At 43.5% G+C, this 17,934-nt stretch carries 23 protein-coding genes; all 23 read left to right on the forward strand.

Annotated features, from left to right (window positions below; translation table 11 throughout):
• The first annotated feature begins 1 nt into the window (after position 1).
• The 23 genes from NST58_RS06590 to NST58_RS06700 all read left to right on the forward strand — a co-directional run bounded on the left by NST58_RS06590 (position 2) and on the right by NST58_RS06700 (position 17,932).
• On the forward strand, positions 2 to 862 hold the full coding sequence (locus NST58_RS06590) for a terminase small subunit (protein WP_339246862.1): 861 nt from the start codon (positions 2 to 4) through the stop codon (positions 860 to 862).
• Positions 855 to 2,099, forward strand: coding sequence for a PBSX family phage terminase large subunit (locus NST58_RS06595; RefSeq protein ID WP_339246865.1), 1,245 nt, complete (start codon positions 855 to 857; stop codon positions 2,097 to 2,099). The genes NST58_RS06590 and NST58_RS06595 overlap by 8 nt, the downstream gene beginning before the upstream one ends.
• 20 nt (positions 2,100 to 2,119) lie before the next feature.
• The gene (locus tag NST58_RS06600) at positions 2,120 to 3,646 is read left to right on the forward strand and encodes a phage portal protein (protein ID WP_339246867.1); all 1,527 of its coding nucleotides are present in this window, start codon (positions 2,120 to 2,122) and stop codon (positions 3,644 to 3,646) included.
• Positions 3,615 to 3,839 (forward strand): hypothetical protein, encoded by a 225-nt coding sequence (locus NST58_RS06605; RefSeq protein ID WP_339246870.1) that lies wholly within the window; start codon positions 3,615 to 3,617, stop codon positions 3,837 to 3,839. Before NST58_RS06600 ends, NST58_RS06605 begins: the two co-directional genes overlap by 32 nt.
• Positions 3,836 to 5,596: a minor capsid protein gene (locus NST58_RS06610; protein WP_339246872.1), complete on the forward strand. Its 1,761-nt coding sequence runs from the start codon at positions 3,836 to 3,838 to the stop codon at positions 5,594 to 5,596. The genes NST58_RS06605 and NST58_RS06610 overlap by 4 nt, the downstream gene beginning before the upstream one ends.
• A 5-nt stretch (positions 5,597 to 5,601) precedes the next feature.
• Positions 5,602 to 5,850 (forward strand): hypothetical protein, encoded by a 249-nt coding sequence (locus tag NST58_RS06615; RefSeq protein WP_339246873.1) that lies wholly within the window; start codon positions 5,602 to 5,604, stop codon positions 5,848 to 5,850.
• Between the two features lie 9 nt (positions 5,851 to 5,859).
• Positions 5,860 to 6,021 carry a hypothetical protein gene (locus NST58_RS06620; protein ID WP_339246876.1) on the forward strand — a complete coding sequence of 54 codons (162 nt, stop codon included), beginning with the start codon at positions 5,860 to 5,862 and terminating at the stop codon, positions 6,019 to 6,021.
• 411 nt (positions 6,022 to 6,432) lie between these two features.
• Positions 6,433 to 7,074 carry a phage scaffolding protein gene (locus NST58_RS06625; RefSeq protein WP_339246879.1) on the forward strand — a complete coding sequence of 214 codons (642 nt, stop codon included), beginning with the start codon at positions 6,433 to 6,435 and terminating at the stop codon, positions 7,072 to 7,074.
• Between the two features lie 18 nt (positions 7,075 to 7,092).
• A complete protein-coding gene (locus NST58_RS06630) occupies positions 7,093 to 7,464 on the forward strand; it encodes a hypothetical protein (RefSeq protein ID WP_339246882.1) in 372 nt (123 codons plus the stop codon).
• Between the two features lie 23 nt (positions 7,465 to 7,487).
• Complete coding sequence (locus NST58_RS06635) at positions 7,488 to 8,531, forward strand: major capsid protein (protein ID WP_076208592.1); 1,044 nt, start codon at positions 7,488 to 7,490, stop codon at positions 8,529 to 8,531.
• Positions 8,532 to 8,576: 45 nt separating this feature from the next.
• The gene (locus tag NST58_RS06640) at positions 8,577 to 8,885 is read left to right on the forward strand and encodes a hypothetical protein (protein ID WP_339246885.1); all 309 of its coding nucleotides are present in this window, start codon (positions 8,577 to 8,579) and stop codon (positions 8,883 to 8,885) included.
• Complete coding sequence (locus NST58_RS06645) at positions 8,869 to 9,237, forward strand: phage head-tail connector protein (protein ID WP_339189800.1); 369 nt, start codon at positions 8,869 to 8,871, stop codon at positions 9,235 to 9,237. The genes NST58_RS06640 and NST58_RS06645 overlap by 17 nt, the downstream gene beginning before the upstream one ends.
• A 1-nt stretch (position 9,238) precedes the next feature.
• A complete protein-coding gene (locus NST58_RS06650; RefSeq protein WP_339246888.1) occupies positions 9,239 to 9,613 on the forward strand; it encodes an ABC transporter ATP-binding protein in 375 nt (124 codons plus the stop codon).
• On the forward strand, positions 9,610 to 10,014 hold the full coding sequence (locus tag NST58_RS06655; protein WP_339246891.1) for an HK97 gp10 family phage protein: 405 nt from the start codon (positions 9,610 to 9,612) through the stop codon (positions 10,012 to 10,014). Before NST58_RS06650 ends, NST58_RS06655 begins: the two co-directional genes overlap by 4 nt.
• 2 nt (positions 10,015 to 10,016) lie before the next feature.
• A complete protein-coding gene (locus NST58_RS06660) occupies positions 10,017 to 10,439 on the forward strand; it encodes a DUF6838 family protein (protein WP_339246893.1) in 423 nt (140 codons plus the stop codon).
• Positions 10,436 to 10,630 (forward strand): hypothetical protein, encoded by a 195-nt coding sequence (locus NST58_RS06665; protein WP_076303922.1) that lies wholly within the window; start codon positions 10,436 to 10,438, stop codon positions 10,628 to 10,630. The genes NST58_RS06660 and NST58_RS06665 overlap by 4 nt, the downstream gene beginning before the upstream one ends.
• Positions 10,631 to 10,633: 3 nt before the next feature.
• Positions 10,634 to 11,950 carry a phage tail sheath family protein gene (locus NST58_RS06670; RefSeq protein ID WP_339246896.1) on the forward strand — a complete coding sequence of 439 codons (1,317 nt, stop codon included), beginning with the start codon at positions 10,634 to 10,636 and terminating at the stop codon, positions 11,948 to 11,950.
• Positions 11,951 to 12,412 (forward strand): phage tail tube protein, encoded by a 462-nt coding sequence (locus tag NST58_RS06675; RefSeq protein WP_076208586.1) that lies wholly within the window; start codon positions 11,951 to 11,953, stop codon positions 12,410 to 12,412.
• 26 nt (positions 12,413 to 12,438) lie between these two features.
• Entirely contained in the window at positions 12,439 to 12,861 is a 423-nt protein-coding gene (locus NST58_RS06680; protein ID WP_036684221.1) for a phage portal protein, read from the forward strand.
• 248 nt (positions 12,862 to 13,109) lie between these two features.
• Entirely contained in the window at positions 13,110 to 13,748 is a 639-nt protein-coding gene (locus tag NST58_RS06685) for a hypothetical protein (protein ID WP_339246898.1), read from the forward strand.
• A gap of 61 nt (positions 13,749 to 13,809) precedes the next feature.
• The gene (locus NST58_RS06690; RefSeq protein WP_339246901.1) at positions 13,810 to 16,248 is read left to right on the forward strand and encodes a tape measure protein; all 2,439 of its coding nucleotides are present in this window, start codon (positions 13,810 to 13,812) and stop codon (positions 16,246 to 16,248) included.
• 13 nt (positions 16,249 to 16,261) lie between these two features.
• Positions 16,262 to 16,960, forward strand: a complete 699-nt coding sequence (locus NST58_RS06695; protein ID WP_339246903.1) for a LysM peptidoglycan-binding domain-containing protein — start codon at positions 16,262 to 16,264, stop codon at positions 16,958 to 16,960.
• A 6-nt stretch (positions 16,961 to 16,966) separates the two neighbouring features.
• Entirely contained in the window at positions 16,967 to 17,932 is a 966-nt protein-coding gene (locus NST58_RS06700) for a hypothetical protein (protein WP_339246905.1), read from the forward strand.
• Positions 17,933 to 17,934 lie beyond the last annotated feature (2 nt).

Below are 17,934 nucleotides of genomic sequence, written 5' to 3' on the forward strand. Positions count from 1 at the left end.
AATGCCAAGAGCACGCGATCCAAACCGTGACCGCGCACTAGAGATATGGCGTAAACACGGTGGGGAAATAACAAACAGGCAGATAGCGGAGAAACTAGACGTTGATGAGAAGAAGGTAGCCGTATGGAAGCAGCGTGATAAATGGAGTGTTGTACAACAATTATCAAATAACGTTGTACAACAGCCAAAGAAGAGTGTTGTACAACAAAAGAATCCAAAGGTTAACAAGAGCCAAAAGATAGCGGCTAGGGGTGACCCGGATAAAAGCGACTCAGCAAAACTCACGGAGAAGGAAGAAATATTCATTCTTGAATACCTCAGAGACTTCAATGCAACTCGTGCAGCAATGGCAGCAGGCTACAGTAAGAAGACTGCTTATGTAATTGGATGGGAGAACCTTAGAAAACCTAAGGTACAGGCCAAAATTGCAGAGCATAAAGAGGCTGTTACCTCTGAACTTGGTTTAAGTGTTCAGCGTGTAATTGCGGAATATCTTAAGATCGCCTTTGCTGATACCTCAGATTATGTTGAATTTGGACAGACTGAGGAACCCGTGCTGAATGAATATGGTCCGGTGCTAGATCAAGAAGGTGTCCAGTTGACCCGTACCGTTGATTTCGTACATTTTAAAAACAGTTATGAAGTTGACGGAACGCTAATAAGCGAGGTTAAGCAGGGGCGCGATGGAGTCAGTATTAAGTTCTACGATAAATTGAAGGCCCTGAAAGAACTGGAGAAATATCTAGGCTACATGGATGAAGAGACTAAACTCCGAGTCCAGAAGATGCAGCTTGAGGTTGCAGCCATCAGTAAAGAAGTCGAATCTGAGGTCGTATTCATAAAGGATGATCTCCATGAGTAAGGTTATCAGCTTACAGGAGACCGTTGGTAAGGGATACGCAAAGTTCTGGCATTTTAAAGGACGCTATCGGGTTGTAAAGGGAGGACGGGGCTCCAAAAAGAGTGTAACAGCTGCTCTATCGATCATCGCAAAGATGATGGAGTACCCACTTGCTAATACCTTGGTGCTTCGTAAGACATTCAACTCACATAAAGACTCGACGTGGGCGCAACTCAAATGGGCGGCTAATAGGTTGGGTGTAGGTAACAAGTGGCATTTCAAGAAATCTCCGCTGGAAGCTATATATAAGCCAACAGGACAAAAAATATTGTTCCGAGGCCTAGATGATCCGATGTCAATCACCTCTATTACTGTGGACACCGGATATTTGTGTTGGGCATGGTTTGAAGAAGCCTATCAGATCCTTAACGAAGATGATTTCGATAAGGTGGATATGTCTATTCGTGGTCTGCTGCCTGAAGGATATTATAAGCAGCTAACGATTACTTTTAACCCATGGAATGAAAAGCATTGGTTGAAACATCGCTTCTTTGATACCGAGAACCCAGATACATTCGTGGATACTACAACATACCGCTGTAATGAGTTCCTGGGAGACGAGGACCGCAAGCTATTTGAATGGATGAAGAAGCATAAACCAAAGCGTCATAGGGTAGAGGGTGACGGAGATTGGGGTATCGCTGAGGGTGCTATATATGAAGACTGGCGGGAAGAAGAGTTTGATTACCGAACTATTGCCAAGCAAAAGGGTTACAGGGCAGTGTTTGGACTCGACTTTGGTTATACGAATGACCCTACCGCTCTTGTATGCGCTCTGGTCAACAAAGAGGAGAAGAAGCTGTATATCTTCGATGAACACTATGAGCACGGCATGCTGAATGATGATATTGCCGATATGCTGAAAGAAAAGGGCTACTCTAAGGAGCGTATCATTGCGGATTCCTCAGAGCCGAAGTCCATTGCTGAAATCCGCGGCTTCGGGATCGGTAGGATTAGAGCTGCTGAAAAGGGCGGGGATAGCATTAAGGTTGGTATTCAGACCATTCAGCAATATGAAATTATAGTTCATAAATTCAAATGCCCGAATGTCAGCATAGAATTATCAAGCTATGTATGGGAACAGAATAAAGCTGGGAAGTTCACGAAAAAGCCAGTAGATGACTTTAACCATGCTATGGATGCGTTGCGTTATGCTATGGAACAAATCCGCAAACCAGATGCATTCTCATTTGATTAATAGGAGAGGAGGAAACCTATTTGAGTACCACACAGGAAGTTTTCAAAATCATTGAAGACGGAGCAGCAAATGCTATGACGATTGAACAGATCATCAAACAGGAAATCGATGATTGGTACAACTCCCAAGATCGCAAGGACATGCTTGCCGGGGAGAAGTATTACCGAAATAAGAGCGACATACTGGACCGAAAGCGTATGACGATCGGTGATGGTGGGGCACAAATTGAAGCTAAAAACCTGGCTAATAATAAAATCGTTCATGGATTCTTGAGGAAACTTGTTGACCAAAAAGCGGGGTATCTGCTGAGTAAGGAAATGAGCATTCAAACAGAAAACAAAGTCTACGATGAATTGCTGAGCGGATTCTTTGATAAAGGATTCAAACGGATGCTCAAGAGCCTGCTAAAGGAGTCCATTAAGAAGGGCCGCGCTTGGCTTCACATTTACTATGATGAAAAGGGCAATTTCCGGTTTAAAATGCTGCCGTCAGAAGAGATCATTCCCCTATGGAGGGACGCTGCTCACACTGATCTGCAAGCGCTCATCCGGGTGTATGAGGTCGAAGCCTATCAAGGAACTAAAAAGACCACTATCCAGAAAGTTGAGTATTGGCATTCTAAGGGTGTTAACCGTTATGTGGTTGGCTCCAGTAGCCATTTGCCCACGCCATCTATAAGCGGTCTCATCTCTGATGTGGAATCGGGAGGGAATAGCGGCCACTTCTCTGTAATTGATGAAAAGGAAGAGACAGATGAGAAGGCATTGAACTGGGAGCGAATCCCCTTCATATGCTTTAAATACAACGAGGATGAGCTACCGCTAATATCATTGCTCAAGAGCCAGATTGATGAGTATGATCAAAAAAAATCTGACAATAGCAATAACTTGGAGGATTTGCCGAACAGTGTTTATGTAATCCGTGGATATGAGGGCTCTGATTTAGGTGAGTTCCGTCGTAACCTGTCCATACTACGGGCTGTTAAGGTGTCAGCAGATGATAACAGTGGAGTAGACACTCTTAACTTAGAGATCGACACGGAAGCGTACAAGACTCATATGGATATGACTCGAAACGATATCTATGAATTTGGCCGTGGGGTAGATACTCAAGCAGATTCATTTGCTACAGCACCGAGCGGGGAAGCGTTAAAATTCTTATATGCTGATTTGGACATGGATGCTAATGACATAGAAAATGAATTCCAAGCAGCACTTGAACAGCTTCTTTGGTTCGTTGATAAACATATCGAGAACACCACAGGCGACGATTTTTCTGAAGAAACAGTCAACTTCCTATTTAATCGGGACATCGTCATTAATGAATCACAGGTTATCACTGATGCTAAGAACAGTGAGGGAATCGTATCCAAAGAGACACAAGTAGCAAATCATCCGTGGGTTACTGATGTAAAGGAAGAATTGAAACGTCTGGAAGCTGAAGAGGCCGCAAGTCTTGCAAAAATTGATGAATACGAGCTCCCTAATAATGACACTTCCTCAGGAGGTGGAGCTGATGATAACAAAACAGACACAAGCGAAAATTAACGATCTAATCTGTGCCTTGAGTGATCGAGCAACCACCGATATCGTTTCTGGCTCTGCTGTGCCGCTAAGTACTATTGATAGCCTAAGGAGATTGATAGAGGTTACAGCTGGAGGGATATCCGAAGATAAGCCGCCCGTTTGTGGATTCGTTATTTCTAATCCATCAGAAGAGGCGGGAGCTGATAACGAATGAAGTCAGCAGCTTACTGGTCTAAGCGAATGGAGCAACTGAATGAATCACTTTTAAATAAGGGTGTACCATTCACAAAGGCAATGAATAAGGAATATCGGAAGGCTCAGATATCCATCCAGACAGATGTTAACAATTTCTATCAACGGTTTGCAGATAATAATGGGATTGTAAGCTTATCCGCTGCTAAGCAAGTTCTTAAAGCTGGAGAGCTGAAAGAATTCAAGTGGACCGTTGAGGATTACATTGCTCGTGGTAAAGAGAACGCCATAGATCAGCGGTGGATGAAGGAACTAGAGAATGCCAGCATTAGAGTACGTGTTACCCGCTTAGAATCCATTCAATTGCAGATGAAACAACATGTCGAGGAATTATCTGTTAAGCGTCTATCAGGCACAACAGAGCTATTAGGTAACGTCTACAAGGATGGTTACTATCGAAGTATTTTTGAACTTGAAAAGGGTATCGGTATAGGAGCTTCATTTGCAAAGATCGATAAAAGGCAGTTGGAAGCTATCCTATCAGCACCTTGGGCACCAGATGGCAGCAGCTTTTCCCAACGTATATGGACTGATCGCGTCAGGCTGACTGGAACGCTTCGTAACATCTTTAGTCAGGGGCTTATTAGTGGTGATACCTCTAAGCAAATGATAGAGCAGCTTATGAAACGCTTCGATGTGTCACGGAAGAATGCAGAGCGGTTAATACTGACGGAATCAGCATACTTCGCTGGTCAGTCTCGTATAGCCGGCTACAAAGAACTTGGAGTAGAGCAATACCGCTACACTGCTACACTGGACAGCCGGACATCCATTACTTGCCGAGACCTAGACGGGAAAGTATTTGATATCGAAGATGCTCAGGTTAATGTCAATTATCCACCTATGCATGCTTATTGCCGATCAACCACCATACCGCACTATGAGGACAACATCAAAGAGCGGGTTGCTAGGGATGAAGATGGCAAAACGTATAAGGTTCCAGAGGATATCAACTACAATGACTGGGCTGAAAAGTACGCTCCCGAAGCTACTGAGACAGTTACTGTTGAAACCCCAACTAAGCAAGCGCCGGAGACTCCATTACCTACTATTGAGGTTCCAGGTGGGCCAACAAAGGATATTCCAATTCCTGAGAAAAGCATATATACCCTGGAACCAGAGAAATGGTATGATGAAACCGGAAAGACTGCACCACCGCTGATTAATCTCAGTAAGATGGATCTACCGAAGCTGCAGCCAGACATTCCGCGTAAACTAGGTAATATCGATCTATCTAAACCTGATATCGTCCGCAACTATGTAAAGGATGCGGAGCAAGCCATCAGGAATGCACCGGAAGAACATGCAATAGCTCTTACTAAAGAAGGTGAGGTTATCCATGTTAAGGGTGATAAAGCATCCGTTGATATCAACAAGATTACACCACCTGATGTACTTAAAAAGAGCATTGTTACCCATAATCACCCTACGATAGACGGTGAAGCAGGTGGATCATTTAGCCGTGACGATGTCCTAGCATTCATACAAAAGGGTATTAAGGAATTACGAGCTGTTGATTCCAGCAGTACGTACATTCTCAAGAAGTCAGCCCCAATAAACCTGAGTACAGATGAGATAAACCGTTTACTTGATAAAGCAGAAGATTCGTATCTTGCATTACTAACTATTGAGCAGGCACTCACAGGTTATGACGAAAAGCATCTAACCATGGAACAGCTAGTAATGCTACTTGAATCGCTACAATATACAAAGGAGTGATGATCTTGCGAACTAAAGAAGAGAATAGAGCGGCTATTGCTGAACAGTTTGCCCCGCAACGCGATAAGCTAGGCGAACGATTTGACGCTTTGGTAGACGAGATCAGCGCCGTTAGATATGAGTACCTTCAGAAGCGCGATGAGCTCTCGAAACAGCCAGTAGGTGTTCTAGACGCTAATGCGGCGGATGAACGGCGGTTAAATCGTGAAGAAGGTATGAAGTGGGTAATGATCAAACAGAAATATGGATTGTGAGGTGTGTCGGTGGATAAAGAAAAAATCAGGGAATTTTGTGAGCAGTTAATCGAAAGCTATGAAGTTTCCGAGGATCAAGTTAACCATGATCGCGGGACTTCTGAGGATTTTGACAGGACAGCCCGGGAAATTGAAGCATTGCGACAAGAACTTAATGAATTGTTAAAGTAAAGCACTCTCCAATATGCGAGGGTGCTTTTTATATTGCTGAACAGGAGGGTACCATGAAGGTCAGTTTCAGTGACTACAGAAGGAAACCCCCAGTTGTTGGATGGGTTGTTTGGGAAATAGACCACTGGACTCAATCCATACGCTTATGCAGATGGTGGGCATATCCCTTCAAGCTGATTTACGTATTCTTTCGTTCCAAGCGAGTAGGGCTATATCATTGGTTTAATAAAGTCGGAATCATGAAGACGCCTTTAGGATGTTACATGAGATTTTCGGACATTTGGAAACGGGATAAGAAAAAGTTAGGCCGTGGTTGAGACTACCGCGGCCTATTTGCTCATGAACCGGAGCATATCGGTTCACTCCCTAAGCTGGAGAGCAGCTATACAAATCTATGGAGGTAGATGATAGATGGATTGGTTGAAAGAGTTGTTGAAGAAGTTGGGCGTTGAAGATTCCAAGATTGACGGAGCTATTGCAGATGCTGGCAAAGAGATACCGAAGCACTTCGTTCCGAAGAGTCAGTATAACGAAGTTTCTACGGCTAAGCAGCAGGCAGAGAAGGATGTCGCTGATCGGGACAAGCAAATCGAGGATCTGAGTAAAGCTGCCGGACTGTCAGATGACCTAAAGAAGCAGATTGACCAGCTCAAAACTGATAACAAGACAGCAAAGGAAAAATATGACGCCGACCTGCAACAGATTAAGTTGGACAATGCTATTACTGCTGCGCTAACTGGTAAGGTGCATAACGAGAAGCATGTTACTGGGCTAATAGACAAGGAAAGGCTGGTCATCGGTGATGACGGTAAAGTGGTCGGCTTAGACGAGCAGCTTAAGGGTTTACAAACATCGGATGCCTACTTGTTTAAAACCGAGGATAAAGGCGGTGGTGGAGGGTTCAAGTTTAAAGGAACCTCTCTATTGGACGGCAAGGATCAATCTAAGGGTGAACAAGGCGATGACAAGGTCGGTAGCTTCGGTAAACAATTGGCGGAATCTACTAAAGGCATTGAAGGGTTGGATACAGCCCGAGAAAGCTACTTTAAATAAGAACGGAGGATAAACAAAATGAGTAAATTTAAAGAAACTACCTATGGGAATAAGAAAGAAATTCTTAAATTCCCAGATCACTATGTAGCAATTGCCGTCACGGTGAGCGATGCAGGTGTTACTGCTAACGCTGATGGTAAAAAGATTGTGCCAGCTGGAACTATTCTAGGTGGCGGTGTGATTGCTGATGATACTAAACTGGCGGTCAAGGCTACAACCACTACTGGAGTATCCAATGCTGAAGGTGTTCTGTTGAATGATACAGATGTAACAAGTGGTCCAGCACCAGGGGCGATGCTCATTCATGCGTTCATTAATAAAAATAAAATCCCGACTGCTCCTACTGCTGAAGAACTGACAGCATTGAAGCAGATCACATTTATCGACTAAGAAAGGATAGGTGAAAATAAATTATGCCTAACATTCAAGATTTAGTAAGAGCTCCAGAGATTGCGGCTTATATTGCGGCTAACCCATCAAACGCTATTCCATATCTGGGAGCAACGTTGTTTCCATCAGCAAAAAAGCTCGGTTTAGATATTGGTTGGATCAAAGGAGCAGGAGGACTGCCTGTAGCCTTGATGCCATCGGAATTCGATGTTAAAGCAACTCTGAGAGATCGAATCGGATTCGGAAAGGTAGAAACAGAGATGCCGTTTTTCCGTGAGGCTATGCTGTTAAAAGAAAAAGATCGTCAAGAATTGCTAAGACTTTTGGACTCGAACAACGGCGAATATGTAAAATCTTTGATTACTCAAATTTACGATGATAGAGCTAGTTTGGTTAGCGGTGCAGAGGTTAATGCTGAGCGCATGCGAATGCAATTGTTGTCATCGGGTAAAATCAGAATCACGGCCAATCGGATTGACTATGATTATGACTACAACATGAAGGCTGGGCATAAGACCACTCTTACAGGATCAGATAAATGGGATGATCCAACAGCTAATATCGTGGGAGACATCAAAGAATGGCAGGACACGATTGAAGATGAGCAAGGTGTGCGTCCAACAAAGGCCATCGTTACTCGTAAGACGTGGAATAACATTCTAGCTAACGAAAAGGTGCGTTTGGATATGAATCCTCTTGGCGGGCTAAACATCATCATGACTGATGCACTGATGCGTCAATACCTGGAGTCCAAACTGGGATTGACGGTTGCGGTTTACAACAAGAAATATGCTCTACAAGATGGCAGCTCACACCAATTCTATCCAGACGATTATTTCACACTGATTCCAGACGGAGCTTTGGGTAAAACGTGGTATGGTACTACTCCAGAAGAAGCTGATCTTATGAGCGGGGCAACAAGTGCAGAAGTATCTATCGTGAATACAGGTGTGGCCATCACAACAATTAAGCAGCCACACCCAGTAAGTGTGGAAACAATCGTTTCTGCAATCACGCTGCCATCATTTGAAACTATCGACAATATTTTTATTGCGAAAGTGGTTTAAGGAGGGGCTAACGCCTCTCCTATTTATTTTGAAAGGATGATGAGAGTGTCTGAGGAAAAGAGAATCGAGATAGCTCTGATAACTGGAGCGAAATACAATCGGAAATTCTATAAGGCGAGTGATAGGATTTTGATCCTCCCTAGTGAAGTAGAATCCCTGATTAAGGATGGAGTAATCCGACGGGAAGATGTACCAGAAATCGATGAGGTAGATAAACCGCTAGAAAAGATGAAAGTGGATGAGCTTAAGGCTTACGCTTTTGAGCATGCCATCGATTTGGGTGATGCATCCAAGAAGGAGGAAGTGCTCGCGGCAATCCTGAAAGCGGGTGACCCTAATGGAGGAGTATCTTAAGTATCTCGATAAGTTGAAGAGATTGCTTTCCATCCCCATCGAAGATACTTCCAAGGATGGCCGGCTGCAGTTTGTTTTGGAGACTATCATTCAGGAGATCAAAACCTATTGTAACATCTCATCTATTCCGGCTGCTTTGGATAATGTCGTGCTGCAGATCGCAGAGGACTATTATCGGACCAAGCATCCAACGGAGTTTGAGCAGACGGTCCCGGCTGTCACTAGCATCAAGCGCGGTGATGTGACTACGGCTTTCGGATCAGCTAAGGCTACAGTTGTAGCAGGCAACGGAGCAGCATTCGTTCGGAACTACGCAGCTCAATTACAGGCTTTCCGAAGATTGAGGTGGTAACATGGTCAGTTTCGGTAATATACCAGCAGAGCGGTTAGCTATTGAGAGCACCTATGAAGGCCTATGTACTGTTTCGGAAATGAAGGATGTAAAAGATCCATTAAGCGGTAAAACACGACAGCAGCCTATCATTATCTTGGCTAATGAGCCGTGTGCTCTCTCTCAGTCTTCCTTACCTGCTGCCACGCAAACAGTGACAGCCGATCAGATCAATTATGATGCCAAGTTATTTATCTCCCCTGATATAACTATCAAGCCAGGGAGCCGAATCACGGTTCAGCAGAACGGCATGGAGTTCAAAGGAGAACAGACGGGTAAGGCATTCAGGTATGCTACTCATCAGGAGATTAAGCTAAAAGAGGTCCTGAACGCATGAGCATGGGAAAGTTTGACTTCAAGGACGTTAAGAAGCTTCAGAAAAACCTACAACGGATGAAAAATGAGTTTCCTCAGTTTATGGAGGAATGTATTCGCGAACTTGCCGGGAGGTTGCTAGCTAAAACCGTAGCACGTACCCCGGTCAAAACGGGAGACTTACGGCGAGGCTGGCAAATTGGTGATGTGGTTCGGCTCCCAGGAGGCGGTGTACACGTCGAGATCGTCAATAATGTAGAATATGCCCTCTATGTAGAGTACGGCCATGTTACCAGACTACGGACAGGTTGGGTTAACGGTAAATTCATGCTGACACTGTCTGAGCAGGAACTTAAGAGAGAGTTACCAGGGATCATGGAGCGGAAGCTGAAAAAATATATGGAGAAGCATATGGGGCGGTGAGTATGCAGGATATAAAAAACGCACTCATAAAAAAGCTATCGTTATTTACTCCGGAGTATCCGGTTTATGACGAAGCAGTGGAGCAGGGCATGAAGCAGCCGTGCTTTTTTGTGCTGTTATTGGAAAGCAGTCAGGTCCGAGGGGTTAACCGGCGTTATCAGCGCTTCAATCCCTTTGACATTCATTACTTCCCGCAACAGGAATCAGCAGCTCCCCGAGAAGAATGCGAGCTGATATCTGAACAATTGTATACCGAGTTGGAATATGTAACTGGGCATGATGGGCTCTACCGGGGAACAGGTATGAGGCATGAAATAGTGGATGGAGTATTGCATTTCTTCGTTGAGTACAATGTTCACCTGATCCGGGATAAAGCACCGGATATTAAAATGCAGACTATGAAGCAAGGAGGCGGTATTAAGTGAGTGTTAAAAATGAAAAGTCAGGTGTTGAAGCTCCTGAAGCTTCGTATACAAAGGAGCAGTTCTTGAACTCTACCAAATACTCATACCAGGATAAAGATGTCCTGTCGGCGCTGCTGGAGCCGGAGAAGTTGTATACGGCGTCTGAGGCACAGCAGGTCATCGAAGATTTTAAGAACAAGGAGGCTGAGTAGATTATGGCCGGTGGAACATGGACAACTCAAAATAAAGTAAGACCCGGTGTATATGTTAACGTGGAAACGTCTGGCGGGGCATTGGGCACGGTTGGCAGCAGGGGAATAACCTCTTTAGCGCTAACTCTCCCATGGGGAGCGGCTAAGGTCATCACACCGATTATAGCTGGTGAGGATACATTCAAAACGCTTGGCTATGACATTACAGCCCCGGAACTATTGCTAGTGCGTGAGGCACTGAAACGAGCACGTACAGTGTTGCTTTACAAGCTTAACGAAGGAGTTAAAGCGACTGTATCAGTAGGCACTCTGATGGCTACAGCCAGATACGGTGGTACGAGAGGTAATAGCCTGAAGGTTGTCGTACAAACCAACATCGACGATAGTAGCAAGTTTGATGTAAAAACGTTGCTGGATAATGCAGTAGTGGACACGCAGGTAGTCGCTAATATTGCGGGGCTCATCCCGAATGACTGGATTATATGGAGCGGGACCGGCACACTAACTGCAAATGCTGGAGCTCCTTTGATTGGTGGAGCAAACGGCACTGTGACTAATGCGGATCATACTGCATATCTTGCTGCACTAGAGCTGTACGATTTCCAGACAGTGGCACTGACATCCACGGACAATGCGCTCAAAGCGGTATATGCTGCCTTTGTACGGCGCTTGAGAGAGTCAGAAGGTAAAAAGGTACAGGCAGCACTTGAGAACTACCCTGTAGCCGATTTCGAAGGTGTAATCAGCGTCAAGAATGGCGTGGTACTTTCAGACGGGACCATCCTTACAGCAGCCCAGGCTACTGCTTGGGTAGCAGGTGCTTCGGCAGCAGCTGAGATGAATGAGTCTCTTACTTATTCGGCATACGACGATGCTGTAGATGTGGCACCAAGGTATACAAGTACACAAATTGAAGCAGCTCTGAAAGCCGGAGAATTTGTCTTCACCCCTTCCGTTAATCGGGCTGTGATAGAACAGGATATTAACACTTTCCTCTCTTACACTCCAAAGAAGGGAAAACAACTTCAAAAAAACCGTGTGCTCCGTGTGTTGGATGGTATTGCGAATGATCTGAAGCGTATCTTTGAATCATTTTACATCGGTAAGGTATCAAATAATGTTGATGGTCGAGCTCTGTTTCGTAAAGAGGCTGTGATCTATCTGGATAACCTACAGAGTATTGATGCCATTGAAAACTTTGATGCCCAGACGGATATCACGGTACTTCCTGGTATTGACTCAGATGCCATCTACGTGGAAGCCAATATTCAACCAGTAGATAGTATCGAAAAAGTATATATGAAAGTGCAGGTGAGATAAATGTCGTTTTTAAAGGCGAATGACACGATTAGCGGACAAGAGGGGCGGGCTTACGCCACAATTAACGGCCAGGTTGAGGAAATGTTTTATATCAAAACGCTAGAAGCTTCCGTAGAGAAGGAAAAGGCTGAAGTTAAAACATTAGGCCGCCGTGGTACTCAGCATAAAACTACTGGATGGTCGGGTACCGGCAGCATGACGATTTATTATGTAACAAGTCGTTTCCGCCAGTTAATGATCGATTATATCAAAACGGGTAGAGATACCAACTTTGATATTACGGTAACTAATGAAGATCCGGGATCTACCATTGGGTCTCAAACAATTACTCTACTAGGTGTGAACCTTGATAGTGTAGTTATGGTATCACTGGATACAGAATCTGATGCACTAGAAGAGGATATCGATTTTACCTTTGAGGATATTGATATGGGTCAGGCATTTAACCCACCAGCCAATTAAAATAAAATTCAGGAGGAATTAATAATATGAGCGATTTTTCAGCATTCTACGCACAAAACGCAGCGGTGGAGACTACAGAGGATTTCGTGGTCTCTCCTAGATTTAAAGATAAAGATGGAAAGGCGATTCCTTGGAAGCTACGAAGTATCACGGAAGAAGAAAATAAAGAACTTCGTAAGGCTGCCACGAAGCGAACCAAAGGTAAATACGGACAATTTACATCTGAAATGGATGCTAATGAATACATGGCAAAAATGGTGGTGGCTTCTGTATCTTATCCAGATCTCAAAAACGCAGAAATTCAAAAATCCTATGGAGTACTTGGTTCAGAAGTTCTGTTACGCAAAATGTTGCTTCCTGGCGAATTCTCAGCCCTCAGCGAACGGGTACAGACACTAAACGGTTTTGATCAAGATATCAATGAGCAGATAGAAGAAGTAAAAAACTAATAGAGGAGGGTGACGGTGAGGCTAACTTAGCTTACTACGCCCTCCATGAGCTTCACATTTTACCGCATGACCTTATGGCGATGGGACAGAGGGAACGTGCCGCTATATATGCTATGATCTCTCTTCGGGTGGATAAGGAAAAGAAACAAGCGTCTAAGGCCAGTTCTAAAGGACGTAAAAAGTAATAGACCGTTCATTGCCTGTTTGGTATATTGTTAGTAAATATTACCTCTGGGAGTGGAATTTATATGAAAGGCTTACGCAATGTTTTAGCGGTGCTTTGTTTCATAGTCTCTATATTCTTCTTGACATTCACTATATTTTTGTTTGTTAAGCCTGATGTAAATGGAGGGACAATTGGCGTAATATTTACTTTAATTTTCTTTGCTTTAGGTTATTTCCTTAGAGTTAAACCACATAACCATTTAGACTCAAACGATGATAAAAACGAGTTTTTAGTAACAAGTGCATTGGATCATGTTGAAGGATTGCCATTAGGTGAGGGAACATTGTGCAACCTATCTGTAACACAAGATAAACTGGTGATAGATGGGGGTGGCACTGACTTTAACATTAACAACTCTCAGATAAGGGCTGTAGAAGTAAAAACGGATACGGAAATTGCAAATATAGTCCATAGTAGTGCAACTAAAGGAATCGCTGGAGGGTTGTTGTTTGGCCCAATCGGTTTAATTGTCGGATCAAGAGCGACGAACAAAGAAAAAAGAACTAACACGCACTATCTTATAATTAACTATACGAATTCTAACGGCGAGATGGCCGCGCTCATGTTTGATGGAGGTCATACAGCAGCATCGGCACAAAAAATAACACATAAACTTAGACCAATAATAACGAACAATCCAAAGCAATCAGTTCAATTGTAGTTAACGAAGCACTCCACGCTGGAGTGCTTTTTTTATATTGTGTAGAAAGGAGGAAGCCAAATTGCCAAGCATTGCAGCGAGTCTTGCATTAAATGATGTCTTTAGTCAGCGCTTGAATCAGGTTAACGCTTCTTTAGCAGCGACTATTCAGTTAATGGCACGATTGCAATCTCAAATGCAGAATCCAATGGTATTAAGAATCAGCGCTTTTGATGTGATCAGTAATTTAGATATGATTAAACAGCAGATTTCAGCTCTAGGAACAGGTAGCCTGATACGAATAAACATTAATACTACAGAAATATTACAGCAATTAGCAGTAATCAGGCAGCGGTTAGGCGGTGAAGAATCGTTAATTAAAATAAAAATCAATACCGCTGATATTTCCTCGCAAATTGCAATTATAAAAAGACAGATTGAATCTGAATTAAGTAGTGTCGTTGCGCAGATTCGAATTGAGCTACCTCGGTCTTTGGAGGCTATGTTTACAAATCTCCAACGCTTGGTGTCTCAACTCATTAGATCAACGCGACAATTAAGAACACGCAGTGCAGACGCAGGTGAATTGCAAAGAGCTCTAGAACGTATCGCTAGGTTAGAACGGCAAATTGCCGACCTACAGTCTAGGGTGAACGGACAAATTAATAATGCAACGAAAAACACATCTAATTGGTTAAGTAGCCTCAAAAATGTAGTCGCAGCTTATCTATCTATTGCTGCAGCTAAAAAACTTTTGGAAACATCAGATGATGTGGCGTTGACTAACGCTAGATTAGCAATGGTTAATGATGGCCTTCGAACACAGCTAGAGTTACAACGTCAGGTAATGGACGCGGCGAATGATACTCGGGCAAACTACCAAGCTACAGCGGATATGGTCACTAAACTCGCTATGAGTACTCAGGGTATTTTTAAAACAGATGACGATATTATTAAATTCACGAAGAGCTTCAACAAAGCTTTGGTAATCTCAGGTGCAGGAGCCCAAGAAACGACTGCCTCTATATTGCAAATGGGGCAAGCGCTCGGGAGTGGGGTTTTACAAGGGGATGAATTGAGGTCCCTTAGTGAAAATGCTCCAGCGGTGATGAGCCTATTAGCGGAGGGGCTAGGTGTAGCACGCGGGGAACTTAAAGCAATGGGAGCTGATGGTAAACTAACATCTGCGATGATTGTTAAAGCTTTTGAAAAGCAAAGCGGAAAAATCGATAAGATGTTTAGTCAAATGCCTATGACTTTTGGTTCGGCAATGACAATTATGAAGAATAAAGTAGCTGAGTGGATTGGAACAATCAACGGGGCAGAAGGTCCTCTTAGTAGGATTACTAAGATGCTACAGGATCTAACTGCATGGTTAAGTACGAGTGACGGAGAACAATTTTTGAGTGGTTTAAGCGAAGGCATCACCACAACTGTCGATATTGTTGTTTCGTTAGGAGATGCTGCTGCACAGGTGTATAGCTATATTACTACGAATTGGACAACTATTGAGCCAATTGTTTGGGGGATTGCAGCGGCATTAACGGCGTGGAAACTCGCATCTATGGCTGTTGGATCTGCCTCTATATTTGCTTCAATTGGAACAGGAATAATGACAGCGGCAGTATTTCTTCAAACAGCTGCTACAGGTGGTTTGGCTCTCGCATGGCGAGGTTTAAACGCAGCTATGAAAGCCAATATATTTATTTTAGTTGCTACTATTCTGGCAGGTTTGATTATGTGGCTAATAAAACTATGGAATACAAATGATGCGTTTGCAGCCGGATTTCTTAGGGTTTGGAATGGAATAATGAATTTCTTCAATCAGGTACCAATTTTCTTCACAAGTATAGGGTACGCAATAGCGGATGCATTCGGATGGGCTAAAACCAAGTCCTTAACTTTTATGGAGGATTTGGCAAATGGCGCTATTGATCGAATTAATGATTTGATTAATACATTGAATAAACTACCCTTTGTTGAACTTGAGACCATTAGCCACATAGAATTAGCTGCTGGAAAAGCCGCTGAAGAAGAAGCTGCGAAGCAACAGAGGGCAGCAAACTTAGCTGCAATGGAGAATAGTGCAGCAACAAAGGCTAAAGAACGTGAGGCTAAAGTCCAAAAAATGTTAGATGAACGTGCAACGAAACGTGAATCTGAAGCAGCTGCTGAGAACGCTAAAAATGCAAAATCAGGAAAAGATGATAAGGTTGCTGGAATGGGGTTTTCTGCTGCTGGTGGTGCCGCAGCTGCTGCAGCTCCAAAAACTGATAAGTTAAAAAAAGTCGATAAGGTCGGCAAAGTAGAGAAGCCGATTGATATCTCTAAAGAAGACCTGAAGATTATGCGCGATGTCGCGGAAATGAAGAACATTCAAAACTTTGTGACATTGACACCGACTATTCAGGTCAAGACAGGACCAGTAACCAATGAGGCTAATGTCGATTCCATTGTTAAGAAGATTGAAACTAAACTTAACGAAGATATAGCTAGTACTGCAAAGGGTCTCTATAGCTAAAGGAGGCGATAGCGTGGCTAATGACTACAGCATCGAACTGAGTTTTAACAACCGCGCAATATGGTTTGAAATCCCCGTCCTTCCGGAAGAAATAGAGATCGGCGGGGAAGGTGACGGAGAGACTTATGATATAACGGATCTTGGTGAAATTAATGTAATCAAGGCCGCTAAGCTGAAAGAGATTAGCTTTAGTAGTTTTTTTCCGGCGATAGCAGTCGGTGGTACTGTACCAAGCTATGTATCATCAAAAAACTGGGGGCAACCCGCGGACTACATCCAATTAATTGAAACCTGGATGAACAAGCGCAAGCCGATCCGGTTTATTTTTACGTCAACGGGTCTCAAAATAAATATTGCTGCCAGTATCGAAGAATTTAATTATAAAGAGGTTGCCGGGAGCCCGGGCGATTTTGAATATGAAATCAGCCTGAAGGAGTATGTATTTTACGCTGCTAAAAAGGTGACGTTGAAGACAAATACAACACCAGCTGGTACAACAACCACCACCACTAAGAAAGAGCCAGCGAAACGCGCAGATGAACGTACCAAGTCTAAAACGGTTACCATCAAATCCGGGGACACTTTGATGAAGATAGCTAAAAGAGAACTCGGTGACGGTAGCCGGTGGAAAGAGATTCAGAAGTTAAACGGCTTAACAGACGCGCAGCTGAAGACACTCAAAATCGGCTCTGTTCTGAAGCTACCGGGGTGATGATACATGGAATTATTGATCGATAATAAAAATGGCGCCGTCTGGGATGTTTCCAGCATCGTTACTGATATATCTTGGAAGACGATCCGTATAGGTAAGGCGGCATCCTTAGAATTCACCCTTGTAGACCATGGCCCATGGCAAGATAAAAAATTCCAACTGAATAATGGCGATGTGGTTAGGTACACAGATGAGGGACATAAGGTTTTCTATGGATATATTTTCAGTATTGAAACTGGTAAGACGGAAGAAATAAGCATCCTTGCTTATGATCAGATCCGGTATCTGATGAATAGCGGAACTTATGTATTTACGAAACAGACAGCAACTCAGGTAGTTCAAAAGATCGCTCAAGACATGCAGCTCAAGACCGGAACGCTGGAAGATACAAAGTACATTATTCCTTCCCAGATCCGCGACGATAAAACGTTTATCGATATGATCTGCATGGCGTTAGATGAGACCCTGATTAACTACGGGACCAACTTTGTATTCTTTGACGATTTTGGGAGCTTGACGATACGTAATGCTTCTAATATGCGCTTTCCTTTTGTGGTGGGTGATGATTCACTCATGACGGATTATTCTTACAGCCGCAACATTGACGATGAGACATACAATCAAATTGTATTGTACAGAGACAACAAGGAGACTGGTAAGCGGGAAACTTACGTTACCAAGGATAGCGCCAGCATTGCTAAGTGGGGATTGCTACAACTCTACGAGTCGGTAGATGAGAATCTGAATCAGGCTCAAATTACTGAGCAACTAACTCAGCAACTGTTTATGAAGAATCGAGAGAAGCGGACGCTTAGTATAGAGGCCCTTGGAGATTACCGGATGCGTGCAGGATGCTACGTTAATTTATATATCAACGTAATGAACATAAATAAATTCTTCCTAGTCGATGAATGTACTCATAAGAAAGAAGGCGGAGTGCATACCATGGACTTAGAGCTAAGGTTGGTGTGATC

It is taken from the genome of Paenibacillus sp. FSL R10-2796 (assembly GCF_037965315.1).
In the GTDB taxonomy this organism is placed as follows: domain Bacteria; phylum Bacillota; class Bacilli; order Paenibacillales; family Paenibacillaceae; genus Paenibacillus_AQ; species Paenibacillus_AQ odorifer.

What these genes read in the sequence shown, in the direction of transcription:
- NST58_RS06590 (WP_339246862.1), top strand. Translation starts at nt 2, where the DNA reads ATGCCAAGAGCACGCGATCCAAACCGTGACCGCGCACTAGAGATATGG.
- NST58_RS06595 (WP_339246865.1), top strand. Translation starts at nt 855, where the DNA reads ATGAGTAAGGTTATCAGCTTACAGGAGACCGTTGGTAAGGGATACGCA.
- NST58_RS06605 (WP_339246870.1), top strand. Translation starts at nt 3,615, where the DNA reads ATGATAACAAAACAGACACAAGCGAAAATTAACGATCTAATCTGTGCC.
- NST58_RS06610 (WP_339246872.1), top strand. Translation starts at nt 3,836, where the DNA reads ATGAAGTCAGCAGCTTACTGGTCTAAGCGAATGGAGCAACTGAATGAA.
- NST58_RS06625 (WP_339246879.1), top strand. Translation starts at nt 6,433, where the DNA reads ATGGATTGGTTGAAAGAGTTGTTGAAGAAGTTGGGCGTTGAAGATTCC.
- NST58_RS06630 (WP_339246882.1), top strand. Translation starts at nt 7,093, where the DNA reads ATGAGTAAATTTAAAGAAACTACCTATGGGAATAAGAAAGAAATTCTT.
- NST58_RS06635 (WP_076208592.1), top strand. Translation starts at nt 7,488, where the DNA reads ATGCCTAACATTCAAGATTTAGTAAGAGCTCCAGAGATTGCGGCTTAT.
- NST58_RS06645 (WP_339189800.1), top strand. Translation starts at nt 8,869, where the DNA reads ATGGAGGAGTATCTTAAGTATCTCGATAAGTTGAAGAGATTGCTTTCC.
- NST58_RS06650 (WP_339246888.1), top strand. Translation starts at nt 9,239, where the DNA reads ATGGTCAGTTTCGGTAATATACCAGCAGAGCGGTTAGCTATTGAGAGC.
- NST58_RS06655 (WP_339246891.1), top strand. Translation starts at nt 9,610, where the DNA reads ATGAGCATGGGAAAGTTTGACTTCAAGGACGTTAAGAAGCTTCAGAAA.
- NST58_RS06660 (WP_339246893.1), top strand. Translation starts at nt 10,017, where the DNA reads ATGCAGGATATAAAAAACGCACTCATAAAAAAGCTATCGTTATTTACT.
- NST58_RS06670 (WP_339246896.1), top strand. Translation starts at nt 10,634, where the DNA reads ATGGCCGGTGGAACATGGACAACTCAAAATAAAGTAAGACCCGGTGTA.
- NST58_RS06675 (WP_076208586.1), top strand. Translation starts at nt 11,951, where the DNA reads ATGTCGTTTTTAAAGGCGAATGACACGATTAGCGGACAAGAGGGGCGG.
- NST58_RS06680 (WP_036684221.1), top strand. Translation starts at nt 12,439, where the DNA reads ATGAGCGATTTTTCAGCATTCTACGCACAAAACGCAGCGGTGGAGACT.
- NST58_RS06685 (WP_339246898.1), top strand. Translation starts at nt 13,110, where the DNA reads ATGAAAGGCTTACGCAATGTTTTAGCGGTGCTTTGTTTCATAGTCTCT.
- NST58_RS06700 (WP_339246905.1), top strand. Translation starts at nt 16,967, where the DNA reads ATGGAATTATTGATCGATAATAAAAATGGCGCCGTCTGGGATGTTTCC.